The following is a 14,045-nucleotide window of genomic DNA, read 5'->3' on the forward strand; positions in this document are numbered from 1 at the left end:
AGAAGTTACGCTCTCGGAGCTGGCACGGCCAGTTCCGAGAGCTCACGCGCAAGTGTATCGTGCATAACCTATCGCAGGCGGCGAGTTAGAGCTCGCCGCCTGCTCTCTTTCTCTGGACGTATCCGCCAGAGGCATCGCCGTCATCCACGTATGAATCCTCACAAAGTGACCTAATTCTGATGGTTGCAGAATCAACGGACTGTACTTCTCCCACATTATCCAGATCTCAAAACCAGCAGTACAGAAGTTCTAACGACATTAATCTGAATATCAAAATTCCAATACTGCCGCTGTCTTGCGTTCAACAGAGCATTTCCTGTCCTACAGCTTGGTCGCGCCGTTGCTCTCGATCGCGATGCTCGAACTGCCCAGCACGCTGGCAGTCTTCCTCTCGAACTCGGTGATGTTCGTGACTGTCGGGCTCGTGATCCGCTATCGTGGGCTGTCGGTCCGGCCATACCTCTGGCATCCGCGCACCCCCTATATTCTCGCGATGGGTGTCCTGCTGACGATCGGGCTGCTAACCTACTACCGGGCGCTCGCGCTTGGCCCGGTCAGTATCGTCGTGCCGATCTACGGGTTGTTCATCGTCGTCAGCTCGCTGGTCGGTATCGTCGCCTTCGACGAGGCCGTTACCGCTCGCAAAATAGCCGCCATTGCGCTGAGCGTGCTGGCGATCGCGCTGATGTCCATGTAATCTTCCCGCAGTCACTTCGTCGTATCGACGCCAGCGGCGTCGTTGATCGGGCACTTCTGGGTCATCCCGGTCACTAGCAGGATCGCGCCGATGGCGAGTGCGATGACCGCGGTCACGATGCCGACGGCCCAGTACCCCATCAGCGCGACGATGCCAGCAAGCACAGCGATCGCGCCAATGACGATCCGTCCGGTACGATCGATCCCGCCGACGTTCTTTTGCATGGCATTCACCCACACTAAATTGGATTGCCGTTGACAAAATCGTTCGGTGTACCGCGTGAGCGGTACGTCTCGATGAGGAACCGGTCACGGCTGACCAATGACAGAGCCTCCTCCTACTGCCAGTTACGCGAGCAACGTCGCGAGCGTCTCCTCGAGCGCCCGCGCCGCCTCGCGCACGGCCGCGACCCGCACGTACTCCCGTGGTGCGTGGGCGACCGCGCCCTCGTCGTCGGCGAGGACGCCGGGGCCGAAGACGACCGTCGGGGCGTCCGCCGCGAAATACGAGGCCTCCGTCGCCGCGGTGAACGGCCGAACATCGCCACCGGACGCGTTCGCGAGCGTTTCCGCCACGTCCGCGTCGGGATCGGTGTCCCAGGCCTCGAGAAACGGCGTCGGCCGGTCGGTAAAGCGAAACTCGAGACCGATGTCGTCGGGAATCGCGGCCCGCAGATGGGCCGTCAGCGCCTCGTGGAACTCGTCGGCGGTTTCGGGCGGGACGCTCCGCCGGTCGACCGTCAGCGCGCAGTCGGCCGGCACCTGATTCGTGGCTTCGCCGCCCTCGACGACGGTCGGGGTCAGCGTCGCTGCACCGAGTTGCGGGTGGGTCGGCGGAGCGTCGTCGCGCTCGTCGAAGGTTCGGATCGCTTTGAGCGTCTCCTCGAGTGCCGCAACCGCGTTGATCCCGGTGTCGGGTTCGGCGGCGTGGGCGTTGGCCCCCGAGAGGTGAATCGTTCCCTGGAACCGGCCTTTTGCCGCCGTGCAGACATCGAGATCGGTTGGCTCGCCGACGATCACTGCGTCCGCATCGCGCGTGGGCGAGTCGTCGTCCGAGACCAGCGCGTAGGCCCCCGTCGAGAGCACCTCCTCGTCGGGGGTGATCGCAAGCGTAACGCGACCATCGGTCGGCTCGACAGCGAAAAACGCAGACAGCAGGGCCGCGAGCGGTCCCTTCGCATCACAGGAGCCGCGGCCGCGGATCACGTCGCCTCTGTCCGCTTCAGCACCGTCCGCGTCGCGCTCGAACGGCACGTGGGGCGACACCGTGTCGATGTGGGTATTTAAGACGACGTGCGTCTCGGCGTCAGCTCTCGGCTGTCCGCGACTCGCCAGCACGTTCCCGGCAGCGTCGACGCGAGGGTCGACGCCGTGGGCTTCGAGCGTCTCACAGAGATACTCGCGCATCGGCTCGACGTCTTCGTGAGACGCGTGCTGGACGGCAGTCTCGAGAAACGCGACAGGATCGAACGCGTCGTCGCTGTCAGGCTCGTCGCCCGTCACGACTCGACCGGCGACTCGAGGGTCACCTCGCCGTCGAACTCGTGTTCGACTGGCCCGGCAAGCGTCGGGCGGCCGCGCTCGTTGAAGCTCACCTGCAGGTCACCGCCCGGCGGATGGACATCGACCGGGTCGGCGTCGGTGAGGCCGAGTCGGCGCGCCACGACGGCGATGGCGACCGCGCCGGTGCCACAGGAGTCGGTTTCGCCCTCGACACCACGCTCGTAGGTGCGCTGGTCGAAGCCACCCTCGCCGTCGGGACTGGCGATGGTGACGTTCGTCCCTTCCGGGAAGACGTCGGCGTGGCGTACCGGCGGCGCGACCGCCTCGAGATCGACCTCGTCGACGTCGTCGACGAAACTCACGGCGTGGGGGACGCCGGTGTTGACGACCGAGACCTCGAGGCCCTCGATCTCCGCTTCGAGGACCGGCTCGTCGGCCTCGACCGGTACCTCGTCGGGAGCGAACGTGAGGTCGGTCATCTCGACGACGACGTTCTCGCCGTCGCGGTCAGCCCGCAGCGTGCCCGCTTGGGTGTCGATCATCACGCTGTCAGTCCCGGTTCGCTCCATCGCCCACTCGGCGGCACAGCGCGCGCCGTTGCCACACATTTCGGCCGTCTTTCCGTCGGGCTGAAACAGCGTCATGACGACGCGTGGCGGGTTGAAGTCTTCCTCGAGCGCGAGGAAGAGAATTCCGTCGGCACCGACGCCGTCGGTTCGGTCACACTCGCGTTTGGCGAGTGCGCCCCGATTGGGAACGTGTTCGTTCGCGTGGATGATCAAAAAGTCGTTGCCGGTGCCGTGGTACTTCTGGAATGGAACAGTCATCGTGCTATCGTACTCGTTGGTTGTCGGTGTCGCTCACCGCCGGGTGGTCGTCGGTCTTTCGATCCGTCTCCGAGCCATTGTGTGCCTCACGTTCGGGTTGTGTCACGTCGTCGACCGTCTCGCGACGGCGAGCGAGCCGTGCGTCGCCGTCCTCGAGGACGACAGATGCGGGCCGGGGTCGGGAGTTGTACTGATTTGCCATCTCGTAGCCGTAAGCCCCCGCGTTACCGATCGCGAGGACGTCGCCGCGTTCGGTTGCCGGCAGTTCGCGGTCTGCACAGAAAACGTCGCCGCTCTCGCAGATCGGCCCGGCGACAGTCTGGGGGATCGTCTCGCGCTCGTCGGCGTCCAAATCAGCCGTCAGGTTCCGGATCGGATGATACGCGTCGTACATCGCCGGTCGAATCAGCGTCGTCATCCCCGCGTCGACACCGACGACGGTCGTGTCGCGGGCCGCCTTGACGGTATTCACGTCGGTCAGCAACACTCCCGCGTCCGCGACAAAGTAGCGGCCAGGTTCGATCGTCAGCCGCGCGTCGATCTCACCGAGTGCCTCCCGCGTCGCGTCCGCGACCGACGCGAGGTCGAGCGGCGCTTCGTCCTCGCGGTAGGGGACGCCGAAGCCACCGCCGACGTCGACGAACTCGAGCGGACCCACCGCCTCGCTGGCCTCACGGGTCGCTTCGCTCCCCGTTCGGCTATCCGAGGCGCGTAGCGCCTCGCTCACCTCCCGTGCGAGATCCCCCATCCGTGCGACAAATTCTCGGTGGGAATCGAGTTGATCGCTCGAGACGCCGGAGCCGACGTGGGAGTGGATGCCGACGACGTCGAAGCCGCGGTCGGCGGCATCTTCGAGTACGTCGACCGCACGCTCTGCGGGGACGCCGAACTTCGCGGCTGCACCCGTCTGCACTTTCTCGTGGTGGCCGGCACCAATGCCGGGATTGACCCGCAGACAGAGTCGGCCGTCGTACCCACGGTCGGCCAGCCGGTCGATCGTATCTTCGGAGCCGACAGTGACCGTCAGTTCGGGATTGTCGTGCCAGGCGTCGACGATCCAGTCGAGGTCGCGAGCCGGCGGGTTGACCGCCGTGTAATGCACTTCGGAGCCGGACGCACCCGCCTCGAGCGCTCGCTGGACCTCCCCCGCGGAGGCACACTCGAGGCCAGCCCCTTCCTCGTGCAGCGCCGCGAGGGCGTCACCAAGCGCGTTCGCTTTCACCGCATACAGGATGTCGGCGTCGGGAAATGCGGCTGCGAGCCGCCGATAGTTCTGGCGGACACGCTCGAGGTCGAGGACATACAGCGGCGAGCCGTACTCATCGACGAGCGTCTGTAGTTCGGCCGCATCCCACGCGGAGAGGCGGCGGACGGACGGTGAATCCGCAACGTCAGTCATTGTCATGTCTAAGTCACCGTGACGATTCAAGGGTTTGGGTTCTCGATTGCAGTTGGATGGTGGTCGGAACTCGGACGACTGCAAACACCACGAAAGCCCCTTTCAGTCCCACCCGCTGTAGCCCGACCGGCCAGCCGACATGGGTAGGACTTTCGTGGTGTTCTCGAGAGTTCCGCGTCCGGAATCGAATACAGAGAAATGGTGTCCCGAAATTGCGATACTGCCGAGACGACTATTCGCGCAGCGCGTCTTCGCGTTCGGTCGCCTCGAGCGTCTCCGTCTCGAGGTCGGTTGCGACGACGGCTGGCTTGTACGCGCCGCCGTCGAAGAGGTCGTGGTCGCTGACCGAGGACTCGACGAAGCGGGTAAAGGCGCGCCGGTTGGCGGGCAGTTCGCCGTACAGCACCTCTTCTTCGACGAGGTCGTAGACCGGGATGCGCGGGGTCAACAGCGTGTTCTCGCCGACGACGCTGTTCTCACCGACGACGAAGCCGCTGGTGACGCGACAGCCAGCGCCGAGCGAGACGTTGTCCTCGACGATGACCGGTGCGTCCTCGACCGGTTCGAGCACGCCGCCGATGAGCGTGTTCGCGCCGAGTTTGACGTTGTCGCCGATCTGCGCACAGGAGCCGACGGTATCACAGGAGTCGACGAGGGTGCCGTCGCCGACGCGTGCGCCGATGTTGACGAACGCGGGGCTCATCAGGATGCAGTCGGAGCCGATGTTCGCGCCGCGGCGGACGACGGTGCCGTCGGGCGTGTTGCGGCTGCCGCGGTCGCCGTACTCGCTCGAGTCCGCAAGCGGCAGGACGTCGTTGTACGTCACACCGCCGTACTCGCGGGGCTCGGTCGCGCGCAGGCCGAAGTTGAGCAGGATGCCCTGCTTGACCCATTCGTTTGCCTCCCACTCGCCGCCCGATTTCTCGGCGGCACGGATTTCGCCGGCCTCGAGCGCGTCGAGGAAGGCATCCAGCGTCGCGTATTCGTCTTCGCCGGCGGTGTCGGCGTCGATCTCGTCGTTCTGCTTGCGCTCCCACAGCTCGTCGATCTCGGTTTCGAGTGCGCTCATTCTGCGATCACGTCCGCAAAGTCGTAGCTGCCTGCCTTCTGTCCAGCGATCCAGACTGCCGCGTCGACCGCGCCAGCGGCGAAGACGCCACGATCTTCGGCGCGGTGGGTTAGCCGGACCTCCTCGTGGTTGCCTGCGAGGATGATCTCGTGTTCGCCGGTGATGTCGCCCGCACGAAGCGCGTGGACTCCGATCTCGCCGGCTTCACGCGGCGCATCGCCCTCGCGGCCGTGCGTGCGCTCGGTGAACTCGCCATTTTCCTCGATCTCCTCGAGCAGCCGGTTCGCGGTGCCACTCGGCGCGTCGCGCTTGCCGTTGTGATGTGTCTCGACGAGTTCGACGTCGTAGCCCGGCAGGTTCTGGACGGCTTCGCCGACGACGTTGACCAGTGCCTGGACACCGCGAGCGAAGTTCGGCGCGTGGAGGACAGGAACGTCCTCGCTTGCAGCCTCGAGCGCCTCGAGGCCGTCCTCGTCGAAGCCGGTCGTCCCGGTGACGTAGGCGACGCCCGCGTCGGCACAGACCTCGGCGTACTCGACGGCCGATTCGGGGCCGGTGAAGTCGATGACGACGGTGGGCTCGCGGTCGGCGACCAGCGAGTCGAACTCGGCTGCGGGTTCGATGTCGATACCGTCGACGGTTTCGCCGTCCGGGTCGCGGTTGACGGCGAAGACGATCTCGCAGTCCTCGCGGCCCGTCGCGGCGGCGAGTACTTCTCGCCCCATCCGGCCTGTTGCCCCGGTGACACCGAGCCGAACCGTCATCGATCACCCTCCGCCGCGTCGGCAACTGCCGCCGAGTCGCGCTCTAAGTCGGCGAGGACGGCCTCGAGCCCCTCGCGGTACTCGTCGGCCAGCCGGGTCAGCGGCGAGCGCATGCGAGCGGGGCCGTAGCCGCGAATCTGCATGGCTTCCTTGACCGGAATCGGGTTGGTCTCGACGAAGAGTTCGCGGAACAGCGGGCCGAGTTTGTGGTGGAGCCCCCGGGCGCGCTCGTAGTCGCCGTCGAGTGCTGCGCCGACCATCGCACACGTGCGTTCGGGTTCGATATTCGCCGCGACGCTGATCGTTCCGGTGCCGCCGACGGAGATCGTCGGCAGGGTGAGCGCGTCGTCGCCCGAGAGGACGGCAAAGTCCTCATCGGTCGTTCGTTCGGCGATCTCGCCGATTTGGCCCAGGTCGCCGCTTGCAGCCTTGAAGCCCGCAATGTTCTCGTGGCTTGCGAGTTCGACGGCCGTATCTGGTTCGATGTTCCGGCCCGTTCGCGAGGGGACGTTGTAGACGATCTGTGGGAGGTCGACCGCGTCCGCAATCGTCCGGTAGTGTTCAATCAGCCCGCGCTGTTCGGGCTTGTTGTAGTACGGCGAAATCAGCAGGAGACCGTCTGCACCGGCGTCGGCAGCGCGTTCGGAGAGCTCGAGTGCCTCACGGGTGTTGTTCGAGCCCGTGCCCGCGATGACGGGGACGTCGTCGACGGCCTCGATGACCGCCTCGACGACGCGGACGTGTTCGTCGTGGGTCAGCGTCGCCGATTCGCCGGTCGAGCCGACGGGGACGAGTCCGTCGACACCTGCTTCCTCGAGCCGTTGTGCGTCTTGCTGCAGCGTTTCGTAGTCGATCCGTTCGTCTTCGTCGAAGGGCGTACACATTGCCGGGAAGACGCCCGAAAGGTCGAGTGTTGTCATGGGATGTCGTTGGGTCGTGTCTCGGCCCCCAACCGGTAGGGTGTATCGGTTCCGGTCGGCGGGTGGTCAGCAATCGGTCGTGCGCGGTCGAATCGTACCCGAGACGGGGATGCCACGCCCGCCGCGAGCACATTCACGCACATTTACGTTTACGTTTAGAACGAGTGGCGACGCCGCTCACGACGGGACCGACGGTCGGATGAGCGACGTGGCGCATATCAGTTCCGTCGCGCTAATCTGCCTTATTTTTTCTGTCTTTGCTCGACAGCTGATTGGACCATGTTAGGGAATGACGACCGTCTTCACGTAATTTATCCCGTCTCACTACGTACTGGTTCCTATGACGGACTTTGGATTGAAAGTGCGAATGGCGATCGTCGGATCGATCCTGTTTGCCTTCTATATGCTGGTCGGTGCCTTCGGCCTAGCGATGTTCGGCCTTCGTATGTGGCCACTGGTCTTGCTCGGCCTACTCGTCTTGCCGGCCATCCAGTACAAGATCGGGACGTGGTCGGCGACCAGACGGGCCCAAGAGATGCCCGAAGACGGTCAGTATCAGGACATCCATCGGATGACCGAGTCGCTGTCCCAGGACATGGGCATCGACAAGCCGAAGCTAATGGTCATGGAGATGGGCGTCCCCAACGCCTTTGCGACCGGTCGAAAGGGCAACGGCGTCGTCGTTGTCTCGACAGAACTCATCCGGCTGCTCCAGCGTGACGAACTCGAGGGTGTGATCGCTCACGAACTCGCCCACATCAAGAACCGCGACGTCCTCACGATGGTGCTCGGCCAGTCGGTCGGGATGATGGTCGGCTGGGTCGCCTACATGGTCTACATGATGGGCGACGACCGCAACATCGGCAGCATCTTCGTCGGGATGCTCATCTCGAACCTCGCCCAGATGCTCGTGATGGTGTTCGTGCTGGCTATCTCGCGTTATCGCGAGTACGTCGCCGACGACGATGCCCGCCAGTACATCGGCAGCGGCGATCCCCTCGCTCGCGCCTTAGAGAAGATCTCGAAGGGATCGCAGGGTCGTGAGTCACAGCTCGACGACAGCGTGAGCGCGCTGTGTATCTTCAACGCGGATCGCTCGCTCCTCCAGAAGGTGTTCGCGACCCACCCGCCGACCGAAAAACGCATCGAGAAACTGCGCCGCTAACCGAACAGCCGTCGTCGCCGGTCACGGACGACCGACGCGACTTTTTACATTGGCACGCGATATGCAGATACGTGACGGAAATTCATCCCGGGCAGCGCGTCGCCGTGCTCGTCGACGCCCAGAACCTCTATCATACCGCACAGAGTCTCCACAGCCGTAATATCGACTACTCGGCCTTACTCGAGAAAGCCGTTCAGGACCGCCAGCTCACGCGCGCGATCGCCTACGTTATCCGCGCCGAGGCCCCCGAGGAGGAGAGTTTCTTCGAGGCGCTGATCGACATCGGCTTCGAACCGAAAATCAAGGACATCAAGACGTTCGCTGACGGCACCAAGAAGGCCGACTGGGACGTCGGCATGAGCCTCGACGCGGTGACGCTGGCCAACCACGTCGACACGGTCGTCCTCTGTACGGGCGACGGCGACTTCTCGCGACTCTGCTCGCACCTGCGCCACGAGGGCGTCCGCGTCGAAGTGATGGCCTTCGAATCCTCGACGGCCGAGGAACTCATCGATGCGGCCGATTCGTTCCTCGACTTAGAAGAGCGCCACGAGACCTTCTTGCTCTAACGCGTCTGCCCCACTCAAGGCAGGACTACGTCGGCTGCTGGCGTTGCCACAGTCCGAACAACAGCGCAGCGACAGTCACAACCAACGTCGACCCGGTCACGAGATACGCAAGCGGTCCGGTGGCAAGTGTGGCGGGCCCGATCAGCGTCAGGGTCCCGATGACGAGCAGGGTGGCCCCGAGGCCGATTTGCGTAACGTCCATGTCCTGCCGAGATCACTCGAGCGAACCCTTATAAGTATCACTTTCCACCTATCGGGTCGATGCTCACCACGCCGGCAGGTCGAAGGGCTTTCGATCCGGCAGGCCACACTTCGGGTAATGAGCGAGCCAGCAGACGGGAGTGCCGGCCTCCCCCAGCTTCGGACCATCGCTGACTATCAGTTCAGTGCCGGTGCGGGCGCGGCGCTGTTCCCGCCCGACGAATCGCTGACGATCAAACGCACCACCTCGGGGCGGCCACAGCAGGTTCACGCCGAGTCGGGACGGATCGTCTCGTTTGGGACCGATGGCCGGTTTACGCTTGGGCTCGAGGGCGGTCACCGACTCGACGCTGCCCTCCCACACCCCGCTTATCGCGTCGTCGTCGACGACGAGAGCGAGCCGTTCGTCCGCGACGAGAAGAACGTCTTCGCGAAGTTCGTCTGCGAGGCCGGCGACGAGATCCGGCCGGGCGACGAGGTACTGGTCGTTCACGAACGCGGCGAGTTGCTCGCGGTCGGCACGGCACGACTCGATGCCGGGGCGATCCGGGACTTCGAGACGGGAATGGCAGTGAACGTGCGTGAAGGCGCGCCCGCGGAGTCGTAATCGGATTCGGATCGACGGCGACTGCTGCCAGCTATAGCTGGCAGTCCCTTCCGATCTCCCGTTCGTATCGCGTTTTGGTCTCTTCAAACAGCCTTTCACCGATCTCAGTGTGGAGCCGCGGTGCGGCCGTGGCGAAGAACTCATCTAAGTTCTCGTACTGCGAGAAGGCGTCGTTCTCCTCGGCGTCACCGTATCGGTTTCCGCGTTCGTACTTGAGTGCCTGCAGGCAGTTGTCGATCAGATCCATGTCCTTGACGAACTGTGCGGTTGGCGTCTCGCGAGCCTCGTACGCTTCCCAGAGCGAGCGAAACTCGCCATCGGCGTCGGCATCGAACGGCTCGAGCAGCTCGGCGACCGCCGCCCGCTCGCGGGCCGTCTTCTCCTCGTCGGATATCCGCTGGTGTTCGTCGTCCGCGCGAGTCGCGATATCTCCCGTGCGTGCTTCCGCGAGATCGTGGACTAGCGCCATCGAGATCGCTCGATCTCGGTCGACGGCGTCGCCAGCCTGCGCTGCATAGAGCAGACACAGCGTCGCCATCCCCCACGTGTGTGCGGCCACCGACTCCGGCGTGTCGATCTTGCGGAGGACCCACCCCGTTCGCAGTTCGTCTTTCAGCTCGAGCGCCTCGAGCAGCGCGTCGAATTCGTCGGTCATGGCCAAATGGCACGTACTAGCGCCGGTTGAACCCGTCGGTCATCGGCCCCGTTTCGAGCCCGATAGATCGGTTCGGCGACCCGGGCAGCGATCCTCGAACGACAAAGTAAAAGGTCGCTCACGGCGACGTGGCGAGTATGTTTGGAGGAGGCGGCGGCGGACTCAATCCGCGTAAAATGGAACAGATGATGAAACAGATGGGAATCGACGTCGAGGACATCGACGCCGAAGAGGTAATCATTCGCACTGCAGAGCACGACCTCGTGTTCAGCGACGCCGAAGTTACCAAGATGGACGCCCGCGGCCAGGAGACCTATCAGGTCATCGGCTCGCCCGAGAAAGTCGAAGCCGGCTCGGCCGGCGGCACTGAGGCAGACGCCGACGCTGGCTCGTCGATCCCCGACGATGACGTCGAACTCGTTGCCATGCGAGCCGACGTCAGTGAGGACGAGGCCCGCGAGGCCCTCGAAGCGACTGACGGCGACCTCGCCGCAGCGGTCGAGTCCCTCGAGTGACTCGCGTGAGCGGCGACGGCGACACGGCCGAGGGAGACGTCGAACCCGGCAGCGACCGTATGCCTGTCTTGCTCGTTCGCGGCGACCGCGAGTACCTCGTCGAACCCGGCGACGAGATGGGGACCGACCTCGGCGTGCTCGAGGTTCCCGAAGACGTCCAGCCGGGCGACACGCTCGAGACGCATCTGGGCGACGAGTTCCAAGTACGTCGACTGCGCGGCCCGGATCTCTTTCATCACTTCGAGCGAACGGGCGCGCCGATGGTCCCCCGTGACATCGGGCTGGTGATCGGCGAGACGGGCATCGCCGGCGGTGATCGAGTGCTCGACGCCGGGACCGGTACGGGCGTGCTCGCGGCAATGATGGGCCGCGCAGGTGCTGACGTAGTGACCTACGAGCGAGATGCTGACTTCGCCGATGTCGCCCGGGAAAACATGGCCCTTGGTGGCGTTTCCGATGCTGTCGATGTCCGAACCGGCGATGTAACTGAGCAGCTCGAGGACCTCGAGCCCTCGTCGTTCGACGTCATGACGCTTGATACGGGCGATGCGGCGACGATGGTCGAACACGCACCCGAGCTGCTCGTCGACGGCGGCTTCGTTGCGGTCTACAGCCCCTTTATCGAGTCGACCAGCGAGGTCGTCGAGACAGCCCACGAGGTCGGACTCTCGGACGTTACCACGCGCGAGACGATCCAACGCGAGATGCAGTTCGACGACCGTGGCACGCGGCCATCGACCGCACCTGTCGGTCACACCGGCTACCTGACGATCGCGCGCAACGAGTAACGCGCTCTCGCGGTTTCTCTTCGCTCGAGCGACGGTACAATCGAATTTTTCCTAGTGGGTGCTGTCTCGAGTTGATACACTCTCGAGCGGTGGCCGGGAGCGGGCTCCGAGTAACGCGCGGAGCCCGCGACTCGGGGAAGGGCAGGCGTTTTACAGTATTTCACCGCGAGCGACCGTCGGGAGCGAGCGGGCCGACGACCGACCCGCAGGGGAAGGAGGAGGCTTTTGATCAACCTTTTACCGAAGGACATCGCGAGCGAGGCGCTGTGTGCCTCGCTCGCGATAGACTGCAGGGTAAAAGGTTGTTAGTTGTCGTCCTCGCGCCACTTGTACTCGCATTCGGTACAGATGAAAAAGCGCGTCTCGGATTCGTCGGCCGAGCGGATCTGTTGCATATACCAGTAGGCGCGGTCGTTGCCACACTCGGGACAGATGGCATCGGTTTCGGGCAGCGAGGTCTCCTCGGAGGACTCGATGATCTCGCTAGCTTCTTGGTCTTCGGTGAGCGTGTACTGGGCGGCGTCACCTTTCGGCTTCGTAAAGCCACAGCTGCCACACTCCCAGATGCCGTCGTCGGCTTTCATCATCGAACCGCATTCGTCGCAAAATTCCATCGTTGTCCGGGCTACGGGCGTCGAGTGACTTAAGGCACCCGTTTAGGGTTGCTGTGCGGCCTCCCGATTCGTAAGGCCTTCAGGCGTCGCCTTCCGACTGATACGGCTCCCCGACGGCTTCTCGCGGGAGGACGTTGTTCAGTTCCGTCCAGAGGTCCTCGACCGACTCGAAGCGGTCGCTGCCACTGCGTTCGATGAGTGCACCCAGATTTCGCTCGCCGTCGGCCAGGAGGAGTGTGGTATCCTCGAGGGCGGCGGCCGCGCGGTCGGTCGTGATCGGGTACTCGAGGTCCGCGAGAGTGGTCTCGATGCGGCTGAGTTTGACTGTTGGCATGCGTAGAGAGACGCCATCCGGTGGCATGTACTTCTGCGACGGTTGCCCGTACTGTCGGCGGAACCGCGCTGATTCGTCGAAACTGTAATCGGGAGGGGGCACACAGCTAGGATCCATGCGGAGTGTCCTCGAGCGGGTTATCGCGCCGTTTGCCGTGGATCGACGGATACTCGCACTGGCGGGTGCCCGGATGGCAGACGGCATCGGCAACTCGTTTCTGATCATCGTTATTCCGCTGTATGTCACCAGCGGCATCGTCGGCGGGACGGCCTTCGGCCTCGGGGAGTCGCTGATTATCGGGTTGATCCTCTCGCTGTTTGGGTTTCTCAACAGCAGTTTCCAGCCGGTCACCGGGCGGCTGTCGGATCGGCTCGGTCGGCGCAAGCCCTTTATTCTGGTTGGGCTCGCCGGCCTTGCGCTGACGAATCTTGTCTACGTCTTCGCGGAGACGTACGTCTCACTGTTGGTTATTCGCGGCCTGCAGGGTGTCAGCGTCGCATTCATTATTCCCTCGTCGGTCGCGCTGGTCAACGAACTTGCCTCGAGTGGCGATCGTGGCGGGAATATGGGTGTCTACAACACCTTCCGGTTGGTCGGCTTCGGTGCCGGTCCTGCGGTCGCCGGTGCCGTCGTCAATCTCGGCCCGTATACGCTCCCCGGCGGAGTGACGATCAATGGGTTCGACGCCGCGTTCTCTATCGCGACGGTCACGGCGACGATCAGCTACGTGCTGGTGACGGTGCTCGTCTCCGATCCCGAATCGACGGTGGCAAACGCCGGTGCAGATCTCTCGATTCCGATCCGCGATCGGACGGGCCCGAACCTGCTCGATCCGATCTTTACGCTCGGCCTCGCGTCGTTTTTCATGGCCACCGGAATCGCGCTCTTTGCGACCATTCAACCCGAGGTCAACGCTCGGCTCGAGCAGGGCGCGACCTGGTTTGGCCTGCAGTTTGCGGCGTTTATCCTCGCGCAGGTCGCCCTCCAGACGCCGATCGGGCGAGCCTGCGATCGATACGGCCGCCGGCCCTTTATCGTCGGTGGGATGGTGTTGTTGATCCCGACGACGCTCGTTCAGGGATTCGTTCTCTCGTCGATACTCATGTTCGTCGCGCGGCTGTTTCAGGGCGTTGCGGCCGCGATGGTCTTTGCCCCGTCGCTTGCGCTGGCGGGCGATCTCGCCGGAAAAGGGGAATCGGGGTCGAAGCTCTCGGTGCTCACGATGGCCTTCGGCTACGGGATCGCTGCTGGCCCGCTCTCGTCGGGTGCGCTGGTCGGGTTCGGCTTCAGAGTGCCGTTCGTCTTCGGGTCCGTTCTCGCCGTCTTCGGGGCGATCCTGGTCTACACACAGGTCGAGGAAACGCTCGAGACGACGGCCCCAGTGCCGGTTTTCGGCAGTGAGTGATCGGAACACGACGG

General features: G+C 64.1%; 18 protein-coding genes and 1 pseudogene. 8 read left to right on the forward strand and 11 right to left on the reverse strand.

The window, feature by feature from the left end; translation table 11 throughout:
* Both BSG09_RS20175 and BSG09_RS10020 read left to right on the forward strand, forming a co-directional pair.
* Nucleotides 1–89, forward strand: a pseudogene (locus BSG09_RS20175) (IS5/IS1182 family transposase); the annotation flags it as partial.
* A gap of 206 nt (nucleotides 90–295) precedes the next feature.
* Nucleotides 296–697 (forward strand): EamA family transporter, encoded by a 402-nt coding sequence (locus BSG09_RS10020; RefSeq protein WP_092932673.1) that lies wholly within the window; start codon nucleotides 296–298, stop codon nucleotides 695–697.
* A gap of 11 nt (nucleotides 698–708) precedes the next feature.
* Here BSG09_RS10020 and BSG09_RS10025 read toward each other — a convergent pair whose 3' ends face one another.
* The 7 genes from BSG09_RS10025 to dapA all read right to left on the reverse strand — a co-directional run bounded on the left by BSG09_RS10025 (nucleotide 709) and on the right by dapA (nucleotide 7,178).
* Nucleotides 709–921, reverse strand: a complete 213-nt coding sequence (locus tag BSG09_RS10025; protein ID WP_092932675.1) for a YgaP family membrane protein — start codon at nucleotides 919–921, stop codon at nucleotides 709–711.
* 123 nt (nucleotides 922–1,044) lie between these two features.
* Complete coding sequence (locus BSG09_RS10030) at nucleotides 1,045–2,199, reverse strand: M20 family metallopeptidase (RefSeq protein ID WP_092932677.1); 1,155 nt, start codon at nucleotides 2,197–2,199, stop codon at nucleotides 1,045–1,047.
* Nucleotides 2,196–3,026 carry a diaminopimelate epimerase gene (gene dapF, locus BSG09_RS10035; protein WP_092932679.1) on the reverse strand — a complete coding sequence of 277 codons (831 nt, stop codon included), beginning with the start codon at nucleotides 3,024–3,026 and terminating at the stop codon, nucleotides 2,196–2,198. The genes BSG09_RS10030 and dapF overlap by 4 nt, the downstream gene beginning before the upstream one ends.
* Nucleotides 3,027–3,030: 4 nt before the next feature.
* On the reverse strand, nucleotides 3,031–4,425 hold the full coding sequence (gene lysA, locus BSG09_RS10040) for a diaminopimelate decarboxylase (protein WP_092932681.1): 1,395 nt from the start codon (nucleotides 4,423–4,425) through the stop codon (nucleotides 3,031–3,033).
* 232 nt (nucleotides 4,426–4,657) lie between these two features.
* Nucleotides 4,658–5,494, reverse strand: coding sequence for a 2,3,4,5-tetrahydropyridine-2,6-dicarboxylate N-succinyltransferase (locus BSG09_RS10045; RefSeq protein WP_092932683.1), 837 nt, complete (start codon nucleotides 5,492–5,494; stop codon nucleotides 4,658–4,660).
* Complete coding sequence (gene dapB / locus BSG09_RS10050) at nucleotides 5,491–6,258, reverse strand: 4-hydroxy-tetrahydrodipicolinate reductase (RefSeq protein WP_092932685.1); 768 nt, start codon at nucleotides 6,256–6,258, stop codon at nucleotides 5,491–5,493. The genes BSG09_RS10045 and dapB overlap by 4 nt, the downstream gene beginning before the upstream one ends.
* Entirely contained in the window at nucleotides 6,255–7,178 is a 924-nt protein-coding gene (gene dapA / locus BSG09_RS10055; protein ID WP_092932687.1) for a 4-hydroxy-tetrahydrodipicolinate synthase, read from the reverse strand. Before dapA ends, dapB begins: the two co-directional genes overlap by 4 nt.
* A 340-nt stretch (nucleotides 7,179–7,518) precedes the next feature.
* Here dapA and BSG09_RS10060 point away from each other — a divergent pair, with 340 nt between their 5' ends.
* Together BSG09_RS10060 and BSG09_RS10065 are read left to right on the forward strand one after the other, a co-directional pair.
* Nucleotides 7,519–8,343 (forward strand): M48 family metallopeptidase, encoded by an 825-nt coding sequence (locus BSG09_RS10060; RefSeq protein ID WP_092932689.1) that lies wholly within the window; start codon nucleotides 7,519–7,521, stop codon nucleotides 8,341–8,343.
* A gap of 71 nt (nucleotides 8,344–8,414) precedes the next feature.
* The gene (locus tag BSG09_RS10065) at nucleotides 8,415–8,912 is read left to right on the forward strand and encodes a LabA-like NYN domain-containing protein (protein ID WP_092932691.1); all 498 of its coding nucleotides are present in this window, start codon (nucleotides 8,415–8,417) and stop codon (nucleotides 8,910–8,912) included.
* 25 nt (nucleotides 8,913–8,937) lie between these two features.
* On the opposite strand, the gene BSG09_RS20805 is transcribed toward BSG09_RS10065, so the two are convergent.
* Entirely contained in the window at nucleotides 8,938–9,114 is a 177-nt protein-coding gene (locus BSG09_RS20805; protein WP_175542186.1) for a hypothetical protein, read from the reverse strand.
* Nucleotides 9,115–9,231: 117 nt separating this feature from the next.
* On the opposite strand from BSG09_RS20805, the gene BSG09_RS10070 reads away from it, so the two are divergent.
* Nucleotides 9,232–9,720 carry a PUA domain-containing protein gene (locus BSG09_RS10070; RefSeq protein WP_092932693.1) on the forward strand — a complete coding sequence of 163 codons (489 nt, stop codon included), beginning with the start codon at nucleotides 9,232–9,234 and terminating at the stop codon, nucleotides 9,718–9,720.
* A gap of 31 nt (nucleotides 9,721–9,751) precedes the next feature.
* Here the strand turns inward: BSG09_RS10070 and BSG09_RS10075 are convergent, their stop codons facing one another.
* Nucleotides 9,752–10,375 carry an HD domain-containing protein gene (locus tag BSG09_RS10075; RefSeq protein WP_092932695.1) on the reverse strand — a complete coding sequence of 208 codons (624 nt, stop codon included), beginning with the start codon at nucleotides 10,373–10,375 and terminating at the stop codon, nucleotides 9,752–9,754.
* 137 nt (nucleotides 10,376–10,512) lie between these two features.
* On the opposite strand from BSG09_RS10075, the gene BSG09_RS10080 reads away from it, so the two are divergent.
* Both BSG09_RS10080 and BSG09_RS10085 read left to right on the forward strand, forming a co-directional pair.
* Nucleotides 10,513–10,890 carry a nascent polypeptide-associated complex protein gene (locus BSG09_RS10080; protein ID WP_092932697.1) on the forward strand — a complete coding sequence of 126 codons (378 nt, stop codon included), beginning with the start codon at nucleotides 10,513–10,515 and terminating at the stop codon, nucleotides 10,888–10,890.
* On the forward strand, nucleotides 10,887–11,678 hold the full coding sequence (locus tag BSG09_RS10085) for a methyltransferase domain-containing protein (RefSeq protein WP_175542187.1): 792 nt from the start codon (nucleotides 10,887–10,889) through the stop codon (nucleotides 11,676–11,678). Before BSG09_RS10080 ends, BSG09_RS10085 begins: the two co-directional genes overlap by 4 nt.
* A gap of 305 nt (nucleotides 11,679–11,983) precedes the next feature.
* On the opposite strand, the gene BSG09_RS10090 is transcribed toward BSG09_RS10085, so the two are convergent.
* The gene (locus BSG09_RS10090) at nucleotides 11,984–12,292 is read right to left on the reverse strand and encodes a transcription factor S (protein ID WP_092932699.1); all 309 of its coding nucleotides are present in this window, start codon (nucleotides 12,290–12,292) and stop codon (nucleotides 11,984–11,986) included.
* A gap of 79 nt (nucleotides 12,293–12,371) precedes the next feature.
* Nucleotides 12,372–12,626 (reverse strand): DUF5789 family protein, encoded by a 255-nt coding sequence (locus BSG09_RS10095; RefSeq protein WP_092932701.1) that lies wholly within the window; start codon nucleotides 12,624–12,626, stop codon nucleotides 12,372–12,374.
* A 115-nt stretch (nucleotides 12,627–12,741) separates the two neighbouring features.
* On the opposite strand from BSG09_RS10095, the gene BSG09_RS10100 reads away from it, so the two are divergent.
* Entirely contained in the window at nucleotides 12,742–14,031 is a 1,290-nt protein-coding gene (locus tag BSG09_RS10100) for an MFS transporter (protein ID WP_092932703.1), read from the forward strand.
* Nucleotides 14,032–14,045: the final 14 nt, after the last annotated feature.

Source organism: Natrinema hispanicum (genome assembly GCF_900111485.1).
Taxonomy (GTDB): domain Archaea; phylum Halobacteriota; class Halobacteria; order Halobacteriales; family Natrialbaceae; genus Natrinema; species Natrinema hispanicum_A.